The 23,883-nt window shown below is 74.9% G+C and carries 20 protein-coding genes; 6 read left to right on the forward strand and 14 right to left on the reverse strand.

Features of this window, described 5'->3' with window-relative positions:
• Positions 1 to 31: 31 nt before the first annotated feature.
• Positions 32 to 343: a WXG100 family type VII secretion target gene (locus GXP74_RS32495; RefSeq protein ID WP_182454839.1), complete on the reverse strand. Its 312-nt coding sequence runs from the start codon at positions 341 to 343 to the stop codon at positions 32 to 34.
• A 130-nt stretch (positions 344 to 473) separates the two neighbouring features.
• Positions 474 to 2,003: a type VII secretion protein EccB gene (gene eccB, locus GXP74_RS32500; RefSeq protein ID WP_182454840.1), complete on the reverse strand. Its 1,530-nt coding sequence runs from the start codon at positions 2,001 to 2,003 to the stop codon at positions 474 to 476.
• Between the two features lie 147 nt (positions 2,004 to 2,150).
• Between eccB and eccE the strand changes: the two genes are divergently transcribed.
• From eccE to GXP74_RS32515, 3 genes are all read left to right on the forward strand, one after another.
• Positions 2,151 to 3,470 carry a type VII secretion protein EccE gene (gene eccE / locus GXP74_RS32505; RefSeq protein WP_182454841.1) on the forward strand — a complete coding sequence of 440 codons (1,320 nt, stop codon included), beginning with the start codon at positions 2,151 to 2,153 and terminating at the stop codon, positions 3,468 to 3,470.
• Positions 3,470 to 4,174 carry a hypothetical protein gene (locus GXP74_RS32510; RefSeq protein WP_182454842.1) on the forward strand — a complete coding sequence of 235 codons (705 nt, stop codon included), beginning with the start codon at positions 3,470 to 3,472 and terminating at the stop codon, positions 4,172 to 4,174. Before eccE ends, GXP74_RS32510 begins: the two co-directional genes overlap by 1 nt.
• 106 nt (positions 4,175 to 4,280) lie before the next feature.
• Entirely contained in the window at positions 4,281 to 6,092 is a 1,812-nt protein-coding gene (locus GXP74_RS32515; RefSeq protein ID WP_182454843.1) for a MinD/ParA family protein, read from the forward strand.
• 71 nt (positions 6,093 to 6,163) lie between these two features.
• On the opposite strand, the gene GXP74_RS32520 is transcribed toward GXP74_RS32515, so the two are convergent.
• The 10 genes from GXP74_RS32520 to rimP form a co-directional block, all read right to left on the reverse strand.
• Positions 6,164 to 7,105 carry a bifunctional riboflavin kinase/FAD synthetase gene (locus GXP74_RS32520; protein ID WP_182454844.1) on the reverse strand — a complete coding sequence of 314 codons (942 nt, stop codon included), beginning with the start codon at positions 7,103 to 7,105 and terminating at the stop codon, positions 6,164 to 6,166.
• Positions 7,106 to 7,139: 34 nt separating this feature from the next.
• Positions 7,140 to 10,229: a serine protease gene (locus GXP74_RS32525; protein ID WP_182454845.1), complete on the reverse strand. Its 3,090-nt coding sequence runs from the start codon at positions 10,227 to 10,229 to the stop codon at positions 7,140 to 7,142.
• A 272-nt stretch (positions 10,230 to 10,501) separates the two neighbouring features.
• On the reverse strand, positions 10,502 to 11,410 hold the full coding sequence (truB, locus tag GXP74_RS32530; protein ID WP_182454846.1) for a tRNA pseudouridine(55) synthase TruB: 909 nt from the start codon (positions 11,408 to 11,410) through the stop codon (positions 10,502 to 10,504).
• Positions 11,411 to 11,486: 76 nt separating this feature from the next.
• Positions 11,487 to 12,569 (reverse strand): bifunctional oligoribonuclease/PAP phosphatase NrnA, encoded by a 1,083-nt coding sequence (locus GXP74_RS32535; protein WP_225448363.1) that lies wholly within the window; start codon positions 12,567 to 12,569, stop codon positions 11,487 to 11,489.
• A 2-nt stretch (positions 12,570 to 12,571) separates the two neighbouring features.
• Positions 12,572 to 13,033, reverse strand: a complete 462-nt coding sequence (gene rbfA / locus GXP74_RS32540; protein WP_182454847.1) for a 30S ribosome-binding factor RbfA — start codon at positions 13,031 to 13,033, stop codon at positions 12,572 to 12,574.
• A 172-nt stretch (positions 13,034 to 13,205) separates the two neighbouring features.
• Positions 13,206 to 13,502 (reverse strand): DUF503 domain-containing protein, encoded by a 297-nt coding sequence (locus GXP74_RS32545; RefSeq protein WP_182454848.1) that lies wholly within the window; start codon positions 13,500 to 13,502, stop codon positions 13,206 to 13,208.
• Between the two features lie 166 nt (positions 13,503 to 13,668).
• Positions 13,669 to 16,812 (reverse strand): translation initiation factor IF-2, encoded by a 3,144-nt coding sequence (gene infB / locus GXP74_RS32550; RefSeq protein ID WP_182454849.1) that lies wholly within the window; start codon positions 16,810 to 16,812, stop codon positions 13,669 to 13,671.
• Positions 16,813 to 16,974: 162 nt separating this feature from the next.
• Entirely contained in the window at positions 16,975 to 17,277 is a 303-nt protein-coding gene (locus GXP74_RS32555; protein WP_182456791.1) for a YlxR family protein, read from the reverse strand.
• Positions 17,278 to 17,351: 74 nt separating this feature from the next.
• Positions 17,352 to 18,341 carry a transcription termination factor NusA gene (gene nusA / locus GXP74_RS32560; protein ID WP_182454850.1) on the reverse strand — a complete coding sequence of 330 codons (990 nt, stop codon included), beginning with the start codon at positions 18,339 to 18,341 and terminating at the stop codon, positions 17,352 to 17,354.
• 108 nt (positions 18,342 to 18,449) lie between these two features.
• On the reverse strand, positions 18,450 to 18,989 hold the full coding sequence (rimP, locus tag GXP74_RS32565; RefSeq protein ID WP_182454851.1) for a ribosome maturation factor RimP: 540 nt from the start codon (positions 18,987 to 18,989) through the stop codon (positions 18,450 to 18,452).
• Positions 18,990 to 19,137: 148 nt separating this feature from the next.
• Between rimP and GXP74_RS32570 the strand changes: the two genes are divergently transcribed.
• The 3 genes from GXP74_RS32570 to GXP74_RS32580 all read left to right on the forward strand — a co-directional run bounded on the left by GXP74_RS32570 (position 19,138) and on the right by GXP74_RS32580 (position 22,379).
• Positions 19,138 to 20,118 carry a DUF4439 domain-containing protein gene (locus GXP74_RS32570; protein ID WP_225448364.1) on the forward strand — a complete coding sequence of 327 codons (981 nt, stop codon included), beginning with the start codon at positions 19,138 to 19,140 and terminating at the stop codon, positions 20,116 to 20,118.
• Between the two features lie 85 nt (positions 20,119 to 20,203).
• On the forward strand, positions 20,204 to 21,127 hold the full coding sequence (locus GXP74_RS32575) for an aminoglycoside phosphotransferase family protein (protein WP_182454852.1): 924 nt from the start codon (positions 20,204 to 20,206) through the stop codon (positions 21,125 to 21,127).
• A 61-nt stretch (positions 21,128 to 21,188) separates the two neighbouring features.
• Positions 21,189 to 22,379 (forward strand): sensor histidine kinase, encoded by a 1,191-nt coding sequence (locus tag GXP74_RS32580; protein WP_225448365.1) that lies wholly within the window; start codon positions 21,189 to 21,191, stop codon positions 22,377 to 22,379.
• Here GXP74_RS32580 and GXP74_RS32585 read toward each other — a convergent pair.
• Together GXP74_RS32585 and GXP74_RS32590 are read right to left on the reverse strand one after the other, a co-directional pair.
• Complete coding sequence (locus GXP74_RS32585; protein WP_182454853.1) at positions 22,334 to 22,888, reverse strand: GNAT family N-acetyltransferase; 555 nt, start codon at positions 22,886 to 22,888, stop codon at positions 22,334 to 22,336. The two genes, GXP74_RS32580 and GXP74_RS32585, sit on opposite strands and share 46 nt — an antisense overlap.
• A gap of 68 nt (positions 22,889 to 22,956) precedes the next feature.
• Positions 22,957 to 23,805 carry a GNAT family N-acetyltransferase gene (locus GXP74_RS32590; protein ID WP_370468573.1) on the reverse strand — a complete coding sequence of 283 codons (849 nt, stop codon included), beginning with the start codon at positions 23,803 to 23,805 and terminating at the stop codon, positions 22,957 to 22,959.
• Positions 23,806 to 23,883 lie beyond the last annotated feature (78 nt).

Consider the following 23,883-nt stretch of genomic DNA (forward strand, 5'->3'; position numbering starts at 1 on the left):
CTTGGTTCAGCGGCGGTGAGTTGACGGAATGTCAGCCGAGTGCGGCGGTGATGTTGCTCATCGCCGAGCTCTGCTCGCCCTCGGTGCTGGTGTACTGCGCCGAGGTGGCGTCGATCGCGTCCTTGATCTCACCGAGCACGGTGTTGAGCTTCGCCGCGTCCGTGTTCCACTGGGTCTGGAGGTTCTGGTAGGCGATGGCGGCGCTGCCGCTCCACCCGCCGGCGACCGTGCTGACCACGCCTTCGAGGCGCTTGAGCTCCTGCTGGATCTGGCTGTTCACGTCATCGATGTGCGCCGAGAACCGCTTCATGTCGTCGGCACTGGTTGTGAACTGACCCGACATATGCATCGTCCCCCATGAGACAGACAACGGAGCCGGGCGCCCGGTCGCATCCCGTCCGGCCGACGCCGCAGCGCGGCGTCCCCAGGCACTCTAGCCGCCGCCGGGAGCGTGCCCAACAGCGCGAGAGGCCTCAGGAACCCTGCTGCTGCTCGGCCGCCGCGGTGTTCAGGTTCGGCCCCGAGGACAGCAGCGACGACCACGACAACGGCACCGGGCTCGGCACCACACCGGCGTAACCCAGCCTGGCCTGGGCATCGTCGGTCTGCTGACCATCCGTACCCGATCCGTCGCCGGTGCTCGGCGACGGCCGGTCGACCGGTCCGGCGTTGCTGTCCCCGTTCATCTGTACGGGGTAGCGCAGACCGGTGTCGGTCAGCAGATCCACCGATCCGGTGTCGGTGCTGGTTCCGGTGACCTGACGGTAGAGCAGTCCGGTGCCCGGGGTGACGTACACCCCGGCCGTGCCCGAGGTGCTGTCGACCGGGTACGACTGGCCCGCCCACAGGCCCAGCTCCGGCTCGCCGGAGGCGGAGGTGCGGCCGGTGTAGACCGAGCACGCCACGGTGGTGCCGTCGCCGGAGGTCGCCGAGTTCGTCTGGGTGACGGAGTCCTGCGGCCAGTCCCTGGCTCCCTCGAACGGAGGACTCGCGTTGGCGCCGGGCACCGCCGTCGCCAGCACCGTGGGCCCGGTCCGGCCCGACATCGCCACCAGCAGTTGGTCGGTGAAGTCGGACACCCGGTGGACACCGTCGCCGAGCACCACGTAGTGCAGCACCTGGCCGTTGTCGGCGCGTACCTGGAAGGTCTCGCCGACCGTGGTCGGCGCGCCGTCGATCACGGTCGGGGCCGGGCCGCCGTAGCCGGGCATGTCGGCCCTCGGGAAGCCGATCGGATCGCCGCCGCGCAGCGTGGCCAGCCAGGCGCCGCCGACCGGCTGCGGCGCGCCCACGGTCGCCCCGAACGCGGCGGTGGCGAGCAGCAGTTGCCGCTGCCCGCGGTCCGCGCCGGTACCGCCGGCCGCCAGCACGTGGGTGGTCCCGCTCGCGTCCACCAGGTAGTCCGTGCCGTCCGGGCCCCGCACGTACAGCGCGTGGCGCGGGTCGAGGCTGCCGCTGCCGGAGACCGCCGCGCCGTCGGAGCCGCCGAGCACGAACAGCTTCTGGTCGGTCCCGCCCTGGCCCCCGGCCGCGGGCTGGTCGCAGTACGCCCACACCTTGGCCGTCCCGGCGTCCTTGGCGGTCGGCAGGCTGTCCGGCGCGTACGGGATGCCGACCAGCGCGCCGTGCGGCACCTGGCCCGAGTCCAGCACCGAGTCGTCCACGTCGACCACGCTGGAGCCGACGCCCAGCAGCAACCGGGCCGAGGCGATGTTCAGCACCGGGTGCAGCACCCCGCCGAGCACCACGTACCTGGTGGTCGACTGCTTGCCGACGATCACCGCGTTGGCCTTCTGCCAGTTGAGCGGGGCCGAGGGCCGGATCAGCCCGTAGGCGCCGAACCCGGCGACCGCCAGCGCGGCGACGACCAGGCCGGGGACGACGGCGCGCAGCGCGCGCGGCGCGTCCTCCTCGTCGCCGCCGCTCGACGGCTGGAGGAAGGCGGCCACGGTACGCCGCCGCGAGAAGGTGTAGGCGTTCAACTCGTTCCGGCGAGATGCCATGCCCCGGTCCCCGTCCCCCTCGTTCCGTTGCCCACGGCGCCAACCGTCCTGCGCGAACGCTAAGTACCGTACGGGTACGGTAAGTCGGTCAGCCAACCGGCTTCCGGTTCCGGCAGGTGCGTGCGAGCGGAGAGGTTGCCACGGGGGATGCCGAAGACTGCCGCACCGCGCCCGCGGGCCCCGCAGCCCGGGTCGTCGTCCGCGCCGGTGACGGTGCGGACCCGACCCAGGCCCGGCCGGTTCGGCCCGCTGCGGCTGCCGCAACTGGTACTGGTCGAGGCCGCCGCCGCGCTGGTGCTGATCGGCCTGGCCGTGGACCGGATCGCGCTGGTCGGCTGCGGCGTGGTCGCGGTCCCGCTGCTGGCCGCCGCGCTGCTCTCGCGGAACGGCCTCAGCGTCGGCGAGCAGCTGCGGGTGCGCGGCGCGATGCGGAGCCGCCGACGGCGCTCGGCGGCGCATCCGGTCGATCCGCAGACCGATCCGGCACTGGTGCCGGTGCTGGAGTGCGAGCCCGCGCTGCGCGCCGTGGCACACACGTTGGAGGAGGGACGGGCCGCCGACCGCTCCTCGGCCCGGGGCGAGCGCCGGGAGATCGGCATGCTCGGCGACGGCACCTTCCTCAGCGCGGTGATCCAGGTCGAGTCGGCGGACAGCCCGCTGCGCCCGGCGCCCGGCAACGGCCTGCTGCCGCTGGAGCTGCTCGCCGACGGGCTCTCGGTGGACGACATCGTGCTGGACACGGTCCAGGTGGTCCAGTACACCCAGCCCGCCCCGGCGCCGCACCTGCCCGAGCAGGCGCTGGCCGTCCGCGCCCACCGGCAGCTGCCGCGCGGGGCGGCGGCCACCCCGGCGCTGCGGCTCAGCTGGGTGACCGTCAGGCTCGACCCCGAACTCTGCCGTGGCGCGGTGGCGGCGCGCGGCGGTGGCGAGACGGGGGCGCGCAAGGCCCTGCAACGCGCCGCCGACCAGCTCGCCAACCGCCTCACCGGGGCCGGGCTGCGGGCGACGGTGCTGGACGCGGCCGGTGCGGTCGCCGCGGTGGCCACCGCGACCTGCGCGAACCCGCTGGCCGCGGGCGGCGCGGCGAGGCCCGGTCGGCGCACCTCGGAGACCGTCCGCGCCTGGCGCTGCGACGACCGCTGGCACACCACGTACTGGATCAGCCAGTGGCCCCGGCTCGATCCGGATCCGACCGGATCCAGCGCGACGGCGCCCGAGTTGGTCGGTCGGCTCACCGGGAGCGGCGTACTGGCGACCACCTTCGGCCTGACCGTTCGCCAACTCGCGGACGACAGGGTCTCGCTGACCGGCATGCTGCGGATCACCACCCGCAGCGAACACGAACTGGAGCAGCGGGCAGCGGAGTTGGAGGCGCGGGCGACCGAGGCCGGAGCCGCCCTGGTCCGGTTGGAGCGCGAGCAGACCCCTGGTCTGCTGGCCACGCTGCCGCTGGGAGGGACCCGCTGATGCGCGCACGGGCGGGATTCGGCCTGCGCGGCCCGCGACGGGAGCAGCATCTGCTGACCCGCGCGCAGTTGGCGGCGGTGGCCGTGCCGGTCGGCGACGACGGGGTGGTGATCGGCGAGGACGGCCAGGGCACCCCGGCGGTGCTGGGCCTGTTCCGGCCCACGGCGTACGAGGTGGTGCTGGTCGGCGGCGTGTGGACGGCGCAGCTGATCGCGCTGCGGGCCGCCGCGACCGGCGCGCGGGTGGTGGTCGAGACCGGACGCGGGCAGAGCTGGACGCCGGTCGCCCGGGCCGCGGGCGGCGGCCAGCCGTGCGTCACGGTGCACCCGGTCGGCGGGATCGGGCCGCAGGGCGCGTCGGTGACGGCGCCGGTACTGGTGGTCCGCGACTGCGGCTCGCGCCCGGCCCGCAGCCGCCTCTCCCCCGGCCCCTGGCAGACCACGCTCACCCTGCTGCCCTTCCTCGGCCCGGAGTCGGACCGGATGCTGGCTACCGCCGACGTGGTCGGTGTGCAGCGGGTGTCGCCGTCGGAGGCCGCGCTGGCCGGGCGGGTGCTGGGGCTGCCCGCTTCGGAGGTCTCGGCGCTGCCGAGCCTCGGCGACGGCGTGACGCTGTGGAGCAACCGGCGCAGCCGGGCCTTCGTCCGGGGCGGCCCGACCGCGGCGGAGGCCCAGGTGCTGGGCCAGGCGCGGCGGGTGGACTGAACCGCCGACGCCCGCCGGGCTCCCGGGGTTTACCCGGACGGCGGATGGGGCGAGGAGCGCAGTGACTACCCTGGTGGACGACGGACGTGAGCGAGAGGGACGAGCAGTGACGAGCGATCGCGAAGACGTCCACCCCGGCGAGGCCGTGCCGGGCGAGGACGAGGAGTGGTCGGACGCTCCTGACTACACGCCACCGGCCTGGTACCTGCGGAACGCGGAACAGGTGGGCGCTCCGACGCCGACCACCGCCTTCCGCGCCCCCGAATCGGTCCGGGCCCTCGCCGAGCCGACCCCGGCGGACTCGGCCCCGGCGGACTCGGCCCCGGCGGATTCGGAATCGGCTGACCCGGCCCCAGCTGACCCGGAGTCGGCGGACGCCGCGCCGATCCCGGCCGACGCGCCCCCGGCCGTCCGCGACGCCCCGGCGGCGCCCGCCGCCCCGGGCCGGGACACTCCGCAGGATCCGCCCGCGCAGCTGACCTACCGCCAGGACTCGGGCTGGGAACCGGCCCCGGCAGCACTCCCGCCGCTGCCACCGATGCCGCCGCAGCCGCCCGCCACGCCCCCCGCCGTCCACGACCAGCGCCCGCCCGAGCCGTCGCCGCAGGCGGAACCCGCGACCGGAGCCGCCGCGCCGGAGCAGGCCGCCGCGCCGGAACCGTGGCCCGCCCAGCAGCAGCCCGCGCAGCAACCGCCGACCCAGCAACCGCCGACGCCGCTGCCGTACCAGCAGCCGGAGCAGCCGCTCTACCCGCAGTTGCCGCAACAGCCGCAGGCGTGGACACCGGTCGGCCCGCCGCACCTGCTCGGCGACCCCCGGCAGGCCGGGGGCTGGCCGCAGTCCGCGCCCGAACCGCAGCCCGCGCCCGCGCCCGCCCAGACCCCGCCGCCGGTCCCGCAGGCCCAGCAGCCGCAACCCCCCGCCCAGCCCTGGCCGCCGCAACCGCAGCCCGGGCCCGCCAGCGGCGCGCCCCTCGGCTACACCGCCGCCGTCGAGCTGTCCTCGGACCGGCTGCTGCGCAACCACCCGGAGGAGCGCCGGTCGGTCGGCAGCCGCTTCCGCTTCGGCGGCAAGGTCGCGGAGGAGGAGCGCCGGAAGAAGCTCGCGGTGATCCGGACCCCGGTGCTCAGCTGCTACAAGATCGCGGTGATCAGCCTCAAGGGCGGCGTCGGCAAGACCACCACCACCATGGCCCTGGGCGCGACCCTGGCGACCGAGCGCCAGGACAAGGTCATCGCCGTCGACGCCAACCCCGACGCGGGCACCCTCGGCCGCCGGGTGCGGCGCGAGACCGGTGCCACGATCCGGGACCTGGTCACCGCGATCCCCCACCTGACCAGCTACATGGACATGCGCCGGTTCACCTCGCAGGCCGCCAGCGGTCTGGAGATCCTGGCGAACGACGTCGACCCGGCCGTCTCCACCACCTTCAACGACGCCGACTACCGGCAGGTCATCGACTTCCTCGGGCGGCAGTACCCGATCGTGCTGACCGACTCCGGCACCGGTCTGCTGTACAGCGCGATGCGCGGGGTGCTGGAGCTGGCGGACCAGTTGATCGTGGTGTCCACCCCCAGCGTGGACGGCGCCAGCAGCGCCAGCACCACCCTCGACTGGCTGTCCGCGAACGGCTACGCCGACCTGGTGCAGCGCAGCATCACGGTGGTGTCCGGGGTCCGCGAGACCGCGAAGCTGATCCGGACCGAGGACATCGTCGCGCACTTCCAGACCCGCTGCCGGGGCGTGGTGGTGGTGCCCTTCGACGAGCACCTGGCGGCCGGGGCCGAGGTGGACCTGAGCCGGATGAAGTCCAGGACCCGCGAGGCCTACTTCGACCTGGCGGCCCTGGTCGCCGCCGACTTCCCGCGCACCCAGCCGCAGGGCTGGTCCGGCCGCCCGGGCTACGGCCCGCAGTAGGCGCACGGTAGCCACCCGGTCACCCCGGCCCACCCGGGCCGGGGTTGGCTGCGGCCCGGGCGCCGGTTCGTTCAGACGCCGGTGAGTTCGCGGGCCTGCTTGACGTCGGTGGCCATCCGGTCCAGCAGCGCGTCGATGGTGTCGAACTTCTCCATGCCGCGCAGGTACGCCAGGAAGTCCACGCTCACGTGCAGGCCGTAGAGGTCCAGGCCGATCCGGTCGATGGCGTACGCCTCGACCGTGCGGGCGGTGCCGTCGAAGGTCGGGTTGGTGCCGACCGAGATCGCGGCGGGCATCCGCTCGCCGTCGGCGGTCAGCCAGCCCGCGTAGACGCCGTCGGCGGGGATCGCGGTGTGCGGCAGGGTCTCCACGTTCGCGGTGGGGTAGCCGAGTTCACGGCCGCGCTGCGCCCCGCGCACCACCGTGCCCTCCACCCGGTGCGGGCGGCCCAGCACCTCGGCGGCCGAGCCCACGTCGCCCTCGGTGACCAGCCGCCGGGCCAGCGTGGACGAGAACGGCGTGCCCTCGCCGAGCGAGCCGCGCACCGTCAGGTCGAGCACGTCGGTGCTGAAGCCGTACCGCCGACCGAGCTCCGCCAGCACCTCGACGTTGCCCGAAGCCCGGTGCCCGAAGCGGAAGTTGGGGCCCTCGACGACGACCGTCGCGTGCAGCGAGTCGACCAGCACCTGACGGACGAAGTCCTCCGGCGACAGCTGCGAGAAGGCCGGGGTGAACGGCAGCACCAGCACCGCGTCGACGCCCAGCTCGCCCATCAGCTCCGCGCGGCGCTGGTGCGCGGCCAGCAGCGGCGGGTGGCTGCCGGGCCGGACGACCTCGCTCGGGTGCGGGTCGAAGGTCACCACGACCGAGCTCACGCCCAGCTCCCGGGCCCGCGCCACCGCGTGGCCGATGATCAGTTGATGTCCCCGGTGCACCCCGTCGAAGGACCCGATGGTGACGACGCTGCGCCCCCAGTCCCCGGGGACTTCCTCCAGCCCACGCCAGCGCTGCACCGTGACCGCTCCTCATCCGTACGTCGGTTACCCCCTATAGCCTGCCATGCGCACGCTCGCCGCTGGGCATCGGCTCGGCTGCGCGGAGCACCGCCAGCAGTTCCCGGCCGAGCGGAGTGGGATCCACGGCCAGCGCCGAGGCGAACGCGGCCCGGACGGCGGCGGGCTGGCCGTCGGCGATCCGGCGGGCGAAGGCCAGCAGCGTGGGCCGCTCGCCCGGGCACTGCCGGGAGCGGGCCTCCAACCACCCGGCCACCTGGACGGCGGCCTCCGGGCGGCGCTCCAGGTGGTCGCCGACCAGCCGGACCGCGGCGGCCCGGGCACGCGGGGCCGGGGCCGTGCCCAGGGTCGACAGGATCGCGGCGCCCTCCTCGCCGGGCTGCGCGAGCCGGGCCGCGTAGGCGGCGAGCACCTGGTCCGGATGGCTGTCCAGGGCGGCGGCCAGGTCCTGCGCGCGCAGCAGCGGATCGGCGGCGGCGTAGCGGGCGGCGGCGGCCGGGAGGTACCTGCCCCGGCTGCCGGGGTCGGCGACCAGCAGCGCCAGTGCCGCGCCGTGCAGCTCCGCCTCGGCCTCGCGGGCCAGCAGCGCCTCGGCCGCGAAGCCGAGCAGCCTGCGGTCGGCCTCGCTCTCGGGCCGGACGGCGGGCCCGTGCACGGCGGCGGCGACATGGCGCTCCGGACGCGGGTCGTGCACCCAGCGGTCCACCGCCCGGCACAGCGCGGACGGTTCGGTCACCGCCAGCTCCCGCAGCAGCGCGTCGGCGCGCGGGTGCGCGGAGGCGACCAGTGCCTCGGTGAGGTCGTCCAGCGCGATCCGCCGGTGCGAGCGGAGCAGGTGGACGGCGGTCGCGGCGACCCGCTCGTCCCGGAACCACGCGCAGAGCGCGGGCAACGCGGCCGCCGGATCAGCCCGGACCAGCGCGGCCACCGCGTCCAGCGCCCGCGGCCCGGCGTCGCGGACCAGCAGCCGCAGCAGCCCGACCAGCTCCGGGACCGGCAGCGGCAGGCCGGTCCAGAAGTCGGGCGGCAGCGGCTGCTCCCCGTCCGACTCGGCGGCCCGGCAGGCCATCCGCTCGGCCAGCGCGCGCAGCAGCGGCAGGTACGGGCGGGCGTCCGGCAGCCGGAGCAGGACCGAGGTCAGCAGGTTGGCGGTCCACCAGTACGCCTCGCTGCCGGGCGGCGCGGCGTCGGGGCCGTCCAGCCGCAGCACCAGGCGGCCGAGCCAGGGGTCGAGCGCGCCGGGGTGCTGCTCGTCCTCGGCGAGCCGCAGCAGCGCCTCGCGGACCGGGCCGATCCGGTGGTGCGGCAGTGGCCGCGGCACCGGGGGCGGCGACGGCGGCGGGGGCGCGGGCACGGCCTGGACGCGCGGGCCGCCGCGCCGGTGCGAACCGCGGTTGCCGGGGGCGGCCCACGGTCCCGGCGCGGTCGGGGGCGGCTCCGGGCCGTCGCCGAGCAGCGCGTCCAGCGCCGGACCGAGGTCGAGGTGGCCGCCCTGGAGCCACTCCGACAGCTCCTGGTGGGCGAACCGGTAGCCGGGACCCACCGGCAGCAGCAGGCCCTCGGCCCGGACCGCCCGGGCCCAGCCGCCGTCGGCGGGGAACAGCTCGTCGAAGTCGGCCGGGCTGAGCGCTCCCCCGCCCGGGCCCAGCATCCGCCGCGCCGCCTCGTGCATCCGCCCGGCGACCGCCGCCGCCAGGTACCGCGCCGCCCGGGGCCGCCGGACGCCCGCGCCGCTGTCGGCGGGCGCGGCGGCGGGCGGGGGCGGCAGCAGCCGTTCCGCGACGCGCAGGCAGCTGAGGTCGATCCAGGCGCCGAACAGCTGCGCCCGGGTCGGCCCGGGCCCGGCGGCCAGCGCGGGCGCGGCCGTGCGCAGGTCGGCCAGCAGCCGCAGCGCCAACGGGTGCCGCGCCAGCGGGGCGGCCGCCGCCCCGGGCGCCGGGACCGGCAGTCCGTGCGCGGCGGCGGCCGCCCGGGCGGTGTCCGCCGGGAGCGGGCCGAGCCGCAGCGCGCGCGGGCTGCCGCTGCCGTGCAGGTCCTCGGCGGAGAACAGGTGACCGGCGTGGTCCCAGTGCTCCGGGCCGCAGCCGATCGCCAGCCGGGCGCCGTAGCGGCGCAGCAGCCGTCCGGTCTCCGCGCTCCACTCGTCCAGCCGGTCGTACAGCGACGGGGGCATCTCCTCCGGCGCGTCCAGCAGCACCAGCAGCGGGCGGCAGGCCGCGTTGGCGACCCGGCAGACCTGCTCCGCGCCTGCCCCGGTGGCGACCGTGGCGCCGGTGCGGATGATCCGCTCGGCCCGCAGCAGCGCCCGGTCCACCGCGTCCATCACCGACAGGTCACCGGCCCGCAGGTCGGCGCCCCGCAGTCGGACGGTGGGCAGCCGGTGCGCGGCCTCGGCGCGTTGCAGCGCCAGCGCCGCGAGTTCGCTGCTGCGCCCGCTGCCGGGGGCGCCGACCAGGGCCAGTACCGGCCGGTCCGGGTCCCAGCCCGGGCCGGCGGCGGGCAGCCCGTCCGGCCGGTCCACCCGGTCGGCGACGGCCTGGGTCAGCGGACCCAGGGTGGCCGCGCAGAGGTCCAGCGCCCCGGCCAGGTTCAGCGCCCGGCCGTGCGCCGGGACGCTGGCGGCGTTGCGGGCGAGCAGGTCGGCCACCGCGCGGTGTCCGGCGGCGGAGCCGAGCGGCACCGCCAGCACCGCGCCCCGCCTGCGACTGCGCAGCGCGACCGTGGCCACCGCGACGACCGCGCCGGTCTCGGCGTCCAGCACCGGTGTCCCGGCCGCGTGGACCGGGAGTCCGTAGGGGGCCTGGTCGAGTTCCAGCAGCCAGACGTCCGCGATCAGGTGCCAGCGCTCGGTCGCCGCGTAGCGGGCGGTCACCAGCCCGGCGATGCCGCCCTGGAGGGCGTGCTCGGCCAGCGGCAGGGACACCAGCCGGGTGCCGTGGCCCACCGCCAGCGGCAGCGGCGGCAGCACCGCGTCGGTGTGCAGCAGCGCCAGCCCGAGCTCGGGCAGCGGGGTGACGCTGTCGGCCGCCAGCCGCCGGGTGGCGCCGCCGGGCCAGGTCAGCAGCAGGTCCCGCAGCCCGTCCACGACCTCGTGGCTGGTCAGCAGCGTGCCCTGATGGTCCACATGAAAAGCGGTCCCACGGATGCGACCGCCGAGGTCGCACACCCGTACCACTGCCTCCTCGGCGCGCTGCACCGCCCACCCCCAGCCAGGTCCTCACCTGACCGGAGGCTGCCCGCCCGCCACCGCCCGTGACCCCACGCGCCCCACTCACCCCCGGGGTTCACTTCGCGCGCTCGCCCGAACGAGTGAGAAAGCGAGCGAAAGCCCATGAAAAGGCTTCAAAGGGGCTTCAGAGGGGCTTCAGAGGGGGGTTCAGGGGGCTTCACGGGCCTTCAGACGAAGACGGCCAGCGACTTCGCCTTGCCGCCGCGCTCCTCGATCAGCGCCAGGAACCGCCCGTCCGGGTCGAACACCGCGATCGGGTCGCTCGCGTCCAGGCCGGGCGCGGTGATCCGGACGCCGTTGACCAGCAGCCGGGCCTGCTCGGCGTCCACGTCCCAGCGCGGGAAGGCCGCCGCCGCCGCGTCCGCGATCGGCAGCACCGCCTCGGCGAAGCCGGACTCCAGCGCCTCCAGCGTGTGCGCCTCCGCGACCAGGTAGGGCCCGACCCGGGTGCGGCGCAGCGCGGTCAGGTGGCCCCCCACCCCGAGGCCGTCCCCGAGGTCCCGGGCCAGCGCCCGGACGTAGGTGCCGGAGGTGCAGTCCACGGTCACGTCGAGGTCGATCAGCGCGGTACCGTCCTCGGCCCGCGCCTCGCGCCACTCGTGCAGCTCGAAGCGGGAGACGGTGACCGGCCGGGCGGCCAGCTCCACGTCCTCGCCGTCGCGCACCCGGCTGTACGAGCGCTTGCCGTCGATCTTGATGGCGCTGACCTTGGACGGGGTCTGCTGGATGTCGCCGGTCAGTGCGGCGATCCCGGCCGCCACCGCCTCCCGGGTGACCCCGCTGGTCGGGGCGGTCGCGGTGACCTCCCCCTCGGCGTCGTCGGTGACCGTGGCCTGGCCGAGCCGGATGGTCGCCTCGTAGGTCTTGCTGGTCAGCGCCAGGTGGCCGAGCAGCCGGGTGGCCCGCTCGCAGCCGATGACCAGGACCCCGGTCGCCATCGGGTCCAGCGTCCCGGCGTGGCCGACCTTGCGGGTCCCGGCCAGCCGCCGGATCCGGGCGACCACGGTGTGCGAGGTGATTCCGGCGGGCTTGTCCACGATGACCAGGCCGTCGGGGCCGGTTCCCTTGCGCTTCAACGATCCGACTTTCCATGGGTACCGCCGCCGCGGACCGGCGGGCGGGCGAGAGACAGGTCAGGTGGGGCGGGCGGCGCTAGCGGGGCGTGTCCAGCGCCGCGCGGAAGCGGGCCACCGTGGCGGTGACGCCGTCGTGGGAGCTGAACCCGGCCGCGTAGGCGTGCCCGCCGCCGCCGAGCAGCGCGCAGACCGCCGCGACGTCCACCGCGCCCTTGGCCCGGGAGGAGCCGCGCAGGCTGCCGTCCGGGTCCTCCTTGAGCACCAGCACCACCTCGGCCTCGGCCGCCTTGCGCACGACGTCGATCAGGCCCTCGATCTCCTCCGGCAGGACCCCGTGCAGCAGCAGGTCGGCGCAGGGCACCCAGGTCCAGACGAGGCCCAGGCCGCCCGCCGCCGAGCGGTCCAGCTCGGCCCGGTCCAGCGCGGCGGCCAGCACCTTCAGGTAGCCGAAGGACTGGGTGTCCCACAGCCGCCGTGAGATCAGGTCGTGCCGCAGCCCGGTCGCCAGCAGCCGCGCGGCCAGCTCGTGGGTGGCCGGTGTGGTCGCCGCGTAGCGGAAGGAGCCGGTGTCGGTGGCCACGCCGGTGTACAGGCAGGTGGCGATGGGCAGGTCCAGCGGCACACCGAGCCGCCGCAGCAGCTCGTCCACCAGGACCGCGGTCGCGGGCGCGACCGGGTCGATCAGCCGGTGCGTGCCGAAGCCGCTGTTGGACGTGTGGTGGTCGATCACCACCAGCTCCAGCGCCGCCTCGGCCTTGGGCCGCAGCAGCCCGAGCCGCGCCGGGTCGGCCACGTCGAAAGTGATCATCAGCTCGGGGACCGCCGGTACCTCGCGGGCCGGGACCAGCAGTTCCAGGCCGGGGAGGTGGCCCAGGGAGGCCGGGACCACCTGCGGGTCGTCGCCGAAGGAGACCCGCGGCGCGTGGCCGAGCGAGCGCAGCGCCAGTCCGGCGGCCAGGGCCGAGCCCAGGGCGTCGCCGTCCGGCAGCACGTGGCAGACCAGGTCGATCGAGTCGGCGGCGCCGATCAGGGCGACCAGCCGCTGCCAGTCCTGCTCGGTGGGGCCGAGCGGGCCGGTCGGCTCGCTGCGCGGGGAGGGCACCGCGGGGGCGCCCGTCACGGTGGTGGCGGGCGCCCCCGCGGGCCTCAGGTCGGACACGGTTACTCGTCCTCGTCGGGGCCGTCGACGTCGAGGTCGTCGTCCTCGTCGGGCTTGCGGTACGGATCGGCCTCGCCCGCGTACGTCTTGCCGACGGCGACGCTGCGCACCTCCGCGTCCTGCTGCCGGGCCTTGATCAGCAGGTCGTCCAGGTGCCGGGCGGTGTCCGGCACGGCGTCGGCGACGAAGCTGAGGGACGGGGTGAACCGCACCCCGGTCTGCCGTCCGACCTCGGTGCGCAGCACGCCCTTGGCACTCTCCAGCGCGGCCGCCGAGGCGGCCCGCTCGGTCTCGTCGCCGTAGACCGTGTAGAAGACGGTGGCCTCACGCAGGTCACCGGTGACCCGGGTGTCGGTGATGGTCACGAAGCCCAGGCGCGGGTCCTTGATCCGCCGCTCCAGGGTCTCCGCGACGACCACCCGGATGCGGTCTGCGAGCTTGCGCGCCCTCGCGGTGTCGGTCACTGGTCCTCCTCGTGCTGTGGGCTCTGCCTGGTTCCAGCAGCAGAGCGCCCGTCGGTCTCCGGGACTGCGCACCTCGGGAGTCCGGGGGCATCCCCCGGGAAGGCACAGTACCCGGCCGCATCCACCTAGGGATGCCATGTCTGATTGTGCTGTACGGCACCAGGTCGAGCAGTCACTCGTCCTCGTCGTCCAGCAGTCGGCGGCGGGCCGCCAGCAACTGGACCTCGGGGTGGCCGGAGACCAGCCGCTCGCAGCTGTCCAGGATCCCGGCCGCGTGGCCGACCTCCCCGGACACCACGGCCAGGCCGATCTCGGCCCGCCGGTGGAGCTCCTGGTTTCCGGTCTCCGCAGCGCAGACGCCGTACTTGCGCTGTAGTTCGGCCACGATGGGCCGCACGATCGAACGCTTCTCCTTCAACGAGTGGACGTCGCCGAGAAGCAGATCGAAGGTGAGTGTTCCGATGAACATGTGGTACAGGTCACGCCGACCTGGGGGCCTCGAAGGGTCCTGCCTGATAAGCGCCACGCTACGACAAACGGCCGGGGCCGGTCGACATGTTTCCGTGTCCGGATTCCGGGGGTCTCCCCCCGGAATCCCGGCACGGTGCCGACCGGCCCCGGCCGTTCAGCCGGGCTTACGCGCGCGGCTTCTCGCGCATCTCGTAGGTCTCGATGACGTCGTCGACCTTGATGTCGTTGAACGACCCCAGGGTGACACCGGCCTCGAAGCCCTCACGGACCTCGGTCGCGTCGTCCTTGAAGCGGCGCAGGCCCTCGATGGTGAGGGACTCCGCCACGACCTTTCCGTCGCGGATGAGGCGGGCCTTGGCGTTGCGGCGCAGCAGGCCCTCGCGGACGATGACACCCGCGATGTTGCCGAACTTGCTGGAGCGGAAGACCTCGCGGACCTCGGCGGAACCGAGACGCGCCTCCTCGTACTCCGGCTTGAGCAGGCCCTTGAGTGCCGCCTCGATCTCCTCGATCGCCTGGTAGATGATCGAGTAGTACCGGACGTCCACGCCTTCCTTGTCGGCCGCCGTGCGGGCACGGCCCTCGGCGCGGACGTTGAAGCCGATGATGATGGCTTCGGAGCCCATGGCCAGGTCGACGTCGGACTCGGTGATCGCACCCACACCGCGGTGCAGGATGCGCAGCTCGACCTCTTCGCCGACGTCCAGCTTGACCAGCGCGTCCTCCAGGGCCTCCACCGAACCGGAGACATCGCCCTTGATGATGAGGTTGAGCTGCTGGATGCCGCCGGCCGCGATCGCCTTGTCCAGGTTCTCCAGGGAGATCCGCATCGGACGGCGGGCGAACATGGCGTTGCGGTCACGGGCCGAGCGCTTCTCCGCGATCTGCCGCGCGGTGCGGTCGTCGTCGACGACGATGAAGCTGTCGCCGGCGCGGGGCACCGAGGTGAGGCCGAGGAGCAGCACCGGACGGGACGGACCCGCCTCAAGCACGTTCTTGCCGTTCTCGTCGAGCATGGCGCGCACCCGGCCGTGGGCGTCGCCGACGGCGACCGAGTCGCCGACGCGCAGCGTGCCGCGCTGGACCAGGACGGTCGCCATGGCGCCGCGCCCCTTGTCCAGGTGGGCCTCGATCGCGATGCCCTGGGCGTCCTGCTCGGGGTTGGCGCGCAGGTCCAGCGAGGCGTCGGCGGTGAGCACGACGGCTTCGAGCAGCTGGTCGATGTTGAGGCCCTGACGGGCGGAGATGTCGACGAACATGGTGTCGCCGCCGTACTCCTCGGCCACCAGACCGAACTCGGTGAGCTGACCGCGCACCTTGGTCGGGTCGGCGCCCTCGACGTCGATCTTGTTGACCGCGACCACGATCGGCACACCGGCGGCCTGGGCGTGGTTCAACGCCTCGACCGTCTGCGGCATGACGCCGTCGTTGGCCGCGACCACCAGGATCGCGATGTCGGTGGACTTGGCACCACGGGCACGCATGGCGGAGAACGCCTCGTGACCGGGGGTGTCGATGAAGGTGATGGCACGCTCTTCGCCGTTCACCTCGGTCGTCACCTGGTAGGCACCGATGTGCTGGGTGATGCCACCGGCCTCGCCCGCGACCACGTTGGTCTTGCGGATCGCGTCGAGCAGGCGGGTCTTGCCGTGGTCGACGTGACCCATGACGGTGACCACCGGCGGACGCGACATGAGGTCGGTCTCGTCGCCCTCGTCCTCGCCGAAGTCGATGTCGAACGACTCCAGCAGCTCACGGTCCTCGTCGTCACGGCTGACGATCTCCAGGACGAAGCCCATCTCGTCGGCGAGCAGCTGCAACGTCTCGTCGGGGACGGACTGGGTCGCGGTGACCATCTGCTCAAGGTTGAGCATCACCGAGACCAGCGCGGCCGGGTTGGCGTTGATCTTCTCCGCGAAGTCGGTCAGCGAAGCACCGTGCGACAGCCGGACCGTCTGGCCGTTGCCGCGCGGCAGCATCACGCCACCGATCGACGGAGCCTGCATCGACTCGTATTCCTGACGACGCTGACGCTTCGACTTGCGTCCACGCGCCGGACGGCCGTTCGGGCCGCGGCCGAACGCACCCTGCGTGCCGCCACGAGCGCCCGGGCCACCGGGACGCCCGCCGAAGCCGCCGGGGCGCGGACCGAAGCCGCCGCCACCGCCACCGCCGCCGCCACCCGGGCGACCGGCGAAGCCGCCACCGGCCGGGCGGGCGCCCGGACCGGCCGGACGGCCCTGGAAGCCGGGACGCGCGCCACCGGCGCCGCCCGGACCGGCCGGACGGCCGCCGGGGCCACCGGGGCCACGACCGCCGGGGCCGGGACGACCGGGACCGCCGGGGGCGGCCGGACGCTGCGGCATCATGCCCGGGTTCGGGCGGGGCATGCCGGACGGGGACGGGCCACCGGGACGGGGGCCGCCCTGGGGACGCGGCATCCCGCCGGGAGCGCCACCGGGACGGTCGCCGGCCGGACGGGCCGGACGGTCGCCACCGGGACGCGGGGCACCGGAACGCTCGGGACGGTCGCCACCGGGACGCGGGGCGCCCGCCGGACGGTCGCCACCGGGACGCGGGGCACCGGAACGCTCGGGACGGTCACCGCCGGGACGCGGGGCCCCGGCCGGACGGTCGCCACTCGGCCGCGGAGCGCCGGAACGCTCGCCGCCGGGGCCTGCCGGACGCGCGCCGGGGCGCGACATGCCGGTGTTGCTGGAGGTGAACGGGTTGTTGCCGGGGCGCGGACCGGACGGGCGTGCGCCCGGGGTCGCGGCCGGACGCGGCGCCGGAGCACCGGGGCGCGGGCCGGAGGCCGGACGCGGCGCGGCCGGAGCGGCGGGCGCGGCCGGGGCAGCGGCAGCCGCCTCGGCGGCCGGCGGCGCGGAGAACTCGGCGGCCGGAGCCACCGGACGCGGCGCCGGAGCACCCGGGCGCGGGCCGGAGGCCGGACGCGGCGCGGCCGGAGCGGCGGGCGCGGCCGGGGCAGCGGCAGCCGCCTCGGCGGCGACCGGACGCGGACCCGGCGCCGGGGGGCGCGGACCGGCCGTGGGGCGCGGGGCGCCCGGACGGGGGGCCGGGGTGGGCGCGGAGCCCGCCGGCCTGGGGGGCGCCGGCTTGCTCGCCGACGCGGGCTTCGCGGGGGTCGAGGACCCTCCGAAGGCAACTTCCAACTTACGTACAACCGGCGCCTCGATCGTCGAGGACGCCGAACGAACGAACTCACCGAGCTCTTGGAGCTTGGCCATGACGACCTTGCTCTCCACGCCCAAATCCTTGGCGAGTTCGTATACCCGGACCTTAGCCACTTCGCTCCTTTGAGGTCCGGGTGTTCCGCCGGACCGTCGCTACTTCATGCTCGTACTCATCGCGTACTCATCGAGTGCTCATCGCAATCTCGACCTACTTTCGAACTCGCGAGGTACCTTGCTCGGCCACCGTGCATGGGGCACGGTGACTGCGTACGTGTCCTACGGATGCCCTGCCACGGGCAGTGCCCCGACATACCGCTGAAGTGCCGCGGTGTCGAGCGGTCCCGACGAGCGGAACGCCCGCGGGAACGCCCGGCGGCGCAGCGCCAGGTCGAGGCACTCCGGTACGGGGTGCAGGTGCGCTCCCCGACCGGGCAGCGTGCCCCGGGGGTCCGGAACGCAGGCGTCCCCGACCGCCGTCACACGCAGCAGATCATGTTTGGCGACGCGCTTCCGACACCCTACGCAGGTACGCTGCGGGCTACCCTCTGGGCATGATCGGTCACGCGTCCGGCCAGACACATCCAAGTCTACCCCTCTGATGGTCATCACTTCGAACCCGTTACCGGTCAGGACCGGGTAAGGGTCGGTTCTCGTCAGTCCGTCGGCTCGGCCTCGACGTCCGGCCGGATGTCGATCCGCCAGCCGGTGAGCCGGGCGGCGAGCCGGGCGTTCTGGCCCTCCTTGCCGATCGCCAGCGACAACTGGTAGTCGGGCACGGTCACCCGGGCCGAGCGGGAGTCGTAGTCGACGATCTCCACCCGGGTCACCCGTGCGGGCGACAGCGCGTTGGCCACCATCTCGGCCGGGTCGTCCGACCAGTCCACGATGTCGATCTTCTCGCCGAGCAGTTCGGCCATCACCGCGCGCACCCGGCCGCCCATCGGGCCGATGCAGGCGCCCTTGGCGTTGAGCCCGGACTTGCCCGTCCACACCGCGATCTTGCTGCGGAAACCGGCCTCGCGGGCGATGGCGGCGATCTCCACCGAGCCGTCCGCGATCTCCGGGACCTCCAGCGCGAACAGCTGGCGGACCAGGTTGGGGTGGGTCCGCGAGAGCGTCACCGAGGGGCCGCGGACACCGCGGCGGACCGCCACCACGTAGCACTTGAGCCGCAGCCCGTGCTTGTAGTCCTCACCCGGGACCTGCTCCTGGGCGGGCAGGATCGCCTCGATCTTGCCGATGTCCACCAGCACGTTCTTCGGGTCCTTGCCCTGCTGGACGACACCGGTGACGATGTCGCCCTCGCGCCCGGCGTACTCGCCGAAGGTCAGCTCCTCCTCGGCGTCGCGCAGCCGCTGCAGGATGACCTGCTTGGCGGTGCTGGCCGCGATCCGGCCGAAACCGCCCGGGGTGTCGTCGAACTCGCGCGGGGTGGCCCCCTCGGCGACCTCGTCGGCCTCCTCCTTCGCCCAGACCGTGACATGGCCGGTCGCCCGGTCCAGCTCGACCCGGGCGTTGCGGCGGGAGCCCTCAGTGCGGTGGTACGCAATGAGGAGGGCCGACTCGATCGCCTGGACCAGCAGGTCGAACTTGATCTCCCGTTCCTGCACCAACCTACGCAGGGCACTCATATCGATGTCCACGGCTACGCCTCCTCTACTTCTGTTCGGAACATGCTCAAAATCCGGCTGGATACGCCGGTGGGCCGGGAGCCGCTCCGGGCTCCGGCCTGTGGTTACCTCTGGTGACGGCTATGCGTCGGCGTCAGTGTCGGCGTCGGCCTCGTCGAGGGCCGCGTCGCCGCTCTTGCGGTTGAACTCCACCTGGACCCGGGCCTTGGCGATCTCGCCGAAGGCCACCCGCCGCTGGGTGGTCTTCCCGCGGCCCTTGACCGGCGGGATCTCCAGCAGCACACCCTCGTCGTCCACCTCGACCACCCGGCCGACGACCTCGCCGCCCGGCTCCAGCTGCGCCTTCACCAGTCGGGTGAGCGCGCGTCGCCAGTGGCGGGGCAGGGTCAGCAGCCGGTCCACGCCCGGGGAGCCGACCTCCAGCCGGTACTCGGCGTCGCCCAGCACCGCCGAGCCCTCGGGGGTGTCCAGCGCCTCGCCGATCTCGCGGGCCAGGTCGGACACCAGGTCCAGGTCGATGCCGCCGTCGGCGTCCACGACCACGTCCAGCACCCGGCTGCCGCCGACCTTGCTCAGGGTGACCTCTTCCAGGTCCACACCGGCGGCGGTGGCAAGCGGTTCCAGCAGCTCCTGCAGCCGTTCGTTCTGGGTGGTGGTCATCCGGGTGACTCCTCGGCCGCGTGTGCTGTTGTCTGGAAGGTCGCAAAGAACGGAGCCCAGCTTATCCGCAACTGGGCCGAACCACCGATTCGGCCACATCAGGTGCCCCCCGCCCGGACGATCGGTGCAGGCGGTAGCGTCCTCGCTCGTGACCACGCTCCCCCCTGCCCCCGTACGTCGCCGCGCCCTGCTCGGCGCCGGGATGCTCGGCCTGCTGACCGCCTGCGGCACGGCGGCGGCCCGCAGCTCGGGTACCGGGCGTCCGGCCCGCCCGGCCGCCGAGATCGACCCCGACACCGCCGTGAGACTGCGCGAGCTGCGGGCCACCGAGGCGCTGGCGGCCCGGTACGACGCGGCACTGGCGGCGGCGCACCCGGCCACCGCCGCCCGGCTGCGCCCGCTGCGGTCCCAGCTCGCGGCGCAGCTGACCGCTTTCGGCCAAAGCCAGGTCACCCCCGCCACCCCCGCCACCAGTTCCGCCACCGCGCCCGCGCCCGCGCCCACCGCCGCCGCGCCCACCACCGCCGCGCTGGCGGCGGCCGAGGCGGCCACCGCCCAGGGCCGGGGCGCCGACCTGCTGGCCGCCTCCCCGGCGCTGGCCCGGCTGATCGCCGCGGTCGCCGCGGGCGGCGCGCAGCACGCGGTCCTGCTCGGCGGCAGCGCCCCGGCCGCCGTCCCGCTGCCCGTCGGCGGCGCGCTGACCGGGGCCGCGCTGACCGCGCTGCAGGCGGCGCTGGCCGCCGAGAACGCGGCGGTCTACGGCTACGGGGTGATAGGGGCGCAGCTCGGCGGCGCCGACCGGAACCGGGCCGGGGCCGCGCTGGTGGCGCACCAGGCCCGGGGCGGGCTGCTCCAGCAGCGGATCAGCGCCGCCGCGGCCACGCCGGCCGCCGCCGCCCCCGGCTACGAGCTGCCGTTCCCGGTGACCGGCCCGGCCGCCGCCGTCCGGCTGGCGGCGCTGCTGGAGGAGCGGCTGGCGGCGGTGTACGCCAACGGGGTGCAGGCCACGACCGGGCCGCTGCGCACCGCGCTGGCCTCGGCCCTGCAGGGGTCCGCCGTGGCCGCGCTGGCCTGGGGCGGCGTCGGCAGCGCCTTCCCCGGCCTGCCGGAGCGCGGCGCGCCGCACTGACGCCGCCGGGCCCGCGCCCGGCGTGCGGTCGGCTGGCCCACAATGGACCGGCAGCAGCACGGGGGTCCGCGAGCAAGGGAACAGCATGACGTCGGCCGAGCAGCAGTTCACCGTCCCGTCCCGGCTGCGGGAGGCGGTCGCCGCGGGGGCCGGAGAGCCGGGGGCGGCCTGGCTCGCGGCGCTGCCGGAGCTGCTGGCCGCCGCCGTGCGGCGGTGGGAGCTGACCGTGGATCGGGTGGTCCAGCCGGGCGGCCGGGCCGGGCTGGTGCTGTACGTGCGGCGCGCCGACGGCACCCCGGCGGCGCTCAAGCTGGCCGCGCCGGGACCGGCCTCGGCCCAGGAGCACGCCGCGCTCGCGCACTGGAACGGCCGGGGCGCGGTGCGGCTGCTGGCGGCGGCGCCGGAGGACGGCGCGCTGCTGCTGGAGCGGCTGCACGGGGAGGTGCCGCTGCGCTCGCTGGCGGAGTCCCGGGCGATGCTGGAGGCGGCGGGCACGTTGCAGCGGCTCTGGGTCGCCCCGCCGCCGGAGTCCCCGTTCACCACCCTCGCCGAGCACGCCGCCGAGCTGTGCGCGCCGCTGCGCGACCCCCGGCCCGGCCCGCTCGTGGCGGAGCTCCGACCGCTGCTCGACGAGGCGCTGGAGACCGCCGCCGGGCTGCTCGCCGACCAGCCCGAACAGCTGCTGCTGCACGGCGACTTCCACCACGGCAACGTGCTCGCGGGCGACCGCGCCCCCTGGCTGGCGATCGATCCGGACCCGCTGGTCGGCGAACGTGCGTACGATCTTGCTTGGCTGGCCCAGGACCGGCTGGATACGCTCTCCGGAAGTCCGGGGCCGCAGTCCGCCGCCCGGCGGCGGCTGCGGCAGCTGTCGGACGCGGTCGACGTGGATCGCGAGCGGCTGCGCGGCTGGACGCTGGTGCGGACCACCGCAACCGGACTGCGCTGCCTGGACGTCGGCGATACTGGGGCTGCCGAGCTGTACCTCGATTTCGCCGCGATGCTGTAGCCGCAGGCCACCGCGCGGCACCCCGCCCCGACGAGACCCCGTTGTTCGAGAGGATCCGCCCGTGGCCGGACGTCCCCGCCGCAAGCCGATCAGCGACGCTGAGATCGACAAGATCAACGGCTTCAACCAGTACGCCCTGCTGCCCTGGGTGCTGATGACGCTGGCCCCGGCGTCCGGGGTGCTGCGTGGCGAATACCCCCGTCCCAGCTACGCGCTGGCCGGTCTGGGCCTGTTCGCGCTGCTCTACTGCGCGACCATCGTGGTCGGCTTCATGCCCCGGCTCCAGAACGGGCGGCTGCCGCTGGCCCTGGCGCTGCTGATGGTGCCGGTGACCGGCGCGGTGGCGGGCTCGCTGCCGCACGCGCTGGTGCTGTACGCGCTGCTGGCGGTGGTCTGCGCGGTGGTGGTGCCGAACCGGGGCGGCCCGGTGGTGATCCTCGGCGTCACCGCGCTCGGCGCGTTCACCGCGTACATGCGCGGCGACGACTCCGCCATCGTCAGCACCTGTACCAGCTGCCTGATGGCCGGGGGCATCGTGTTCGTGATGCTGAAGCTGTTCAACGTGGTCGCCCAGCTCAAGGAGACCCGGCGGGAGCTGGCCCGGGTCGCGGTCGCGGACGAGCGGCTGCGGTTCAGCCGCGACCTGCACGACCTGCTCGGGCAGACCATGTCGGTGGTCGCGATCAAGGCCGAGGCGGTGCGCCGGCTGGCGCCGCGCGACCCGGAGCGGGCCGCGGCCGAGGCCGAGTCCATCGAGCAGATCAGCCGTCAGGCGCTGGCCGAGATCCGCGAGGCGGTCACCGGCTACCGGGAGACCAGCCTGGCGGAGGAGCTGGACCGGGCCCGCTCACTGCTCGGCGCGGCCAGGATCGAGCCGGTGGTGCGCGAGTCCGGGCCGCAGTTGACCGCCCAGGCCGAGAAGCTGCTGGCGTGGATCGTCCGCGAGGGGGTCACCAACGTGGTCCGGCACAGCGGGGCGAAGCGCTGCGAGATCAGCGTGGAGCGGGGCGCGGACCCGGTCCGGCTGAGCATCAGCGACGACGGCACCGGCACCGCCGAGCAGGTCGGCGGCGGCAACGGGCTGCGCGGGCTGACCGAGCGGCTGGCCGCCGTCGGCGGGACGCTGGAGGCCGGCCCGTGGCAGAAGGGCTTCCGGCTGCTGGCCACGCTGCCCGCGAAGCTCCCGGCCGGTGCCTCGGCCGACGCTCAGGGGCGCGGCGGGAACGGCAGCGGAGCGCCCATCACCGCGTAGGGCACGGGGGTGTTCGGGAACATCACCCGCCGGGCCAGGTCCTGGTAGCCGAGAGAGCGGTAGAGCGTCCGGGCCGGGGTGTCGTGGTCCACCGCGGACAGGATGCTCCGCGGCAGGCCGGAGCCGCCGCACAGGGTGGTGATCAACCGCCGCCCGAAGCCCAGGCCCTGGTAGTTCGGGTGGACGTGCAGCTCGGTGACGGCGAAGGACTGGTCCAGCCAGACGCCGTGGCCGTTCGCCTCCAGATACGGTTCGATCACCGAACTCCACCAGTGCGAGCGGTCGTTGGGCATCCCGTAGGCGAAGCCGACCAGCCGCCCGGCGGAGCCGCGGCGGCCGCGGACCAGCGCGCCGAAGGCGCGCACCCCGGGAACCAGCGCGTGCCGCCCGACGATCTGCAGCCGCACCGCGACCTCCTCGTCGCTGAGGCCGAAGGCGGCGGCCTGGACGGCCAGGGCCTCGTGGGCCCGACCGGCGAGGTCGAAGGGCTCGATGGTGACGTCGTCCATGGGTGGGGACGCTACCGGTTCGGCCAGTGAGCGGACAGTCTCCCGCGCTCGGGGGCCGCGCTCGGGGCTCAGAACAGCACGCTCATGAAGGTGCCGACCTCGGAGAACCCCACCCGCCGGTAGGCGGCCCTGGCCACCGTGTTGAAGTCGTTGACGTACAGGCTGACCACCGGCGCGACCTCGCGCAGGGCGTACTCGACGATGGCGGCCATGCCGCTCTCGGAGTGCCCGCGCCCCCGGTGCCCGGGTTCCACCCAGACGCCCTGGATCTGGCAGGCCCGGGCGGTGACCGCGCCGATCTCGGCCTTGAAGACCACCTGTCCGGCCTCGAACCGGGCGAACGCGCGGCCGGTGGTGACCAGCTCGGCGATCCGCGCCCGGTAGTGCAGGCCGCCGTCCCCGGCCAGCGGGGAGACACCGACCTCCTCGGTGAACATGGCCACGCAGGCGGGCAGCAGCAGGTCCATCTCGTCCCGCCGGACCTGCCGGACCCGCGGGTCGGGGGCGATCTCGGTGGAGGGCTCCCAGGTCGCCATCAGCGGCTGGTTGGGCCGGACCTCGCGGGCCGGGCCCCAGCTGGGCTCCAGCCGGGCCCAGAGCTCGGCGGTGGCGTCGGCCGGGCCGACGATGGAGGAGCAGCGGCGGCCCTGGCGGCGGGCGCGCTCGGCGAAGGCCCGGACCGCCTCCGGACCGGCGCTCAGCGGCACCAGGTTGGCCCCGGCGTAGCACAGCGCCTCCAGCCGCCCGCCGTCGAACCAGCCCCACATCTCGCCGCCGAGGCGCCAGGAATCAAGCCCGGCGATGGCGACACGGGCGGCGACGAAGGCATTGGCGACGGGGTCGCGGTCGAGCACCTCGATGGCTGCCTGGAGGTCGTCGGCTTCCAGGACCCGGGTGGACGTCACCGCACTGCTCAGCACGGACGCACCCTACCCGTTGCCGGGCCGAGAGCAAGGGGGCGGGGGCGGCGGATCCGGTCCGGGGCCGGATTCCGC

The organism is Streptacidiphilus sp. P02-A3a (assembly GCF_014084105.1).
In the GTDB taxonomy this organism is placed as follows: Bacteria; Actinomycetota; Actinomycetes; order Streptomycetales; family Streptomycetaceae; genus Streptacidiphilus.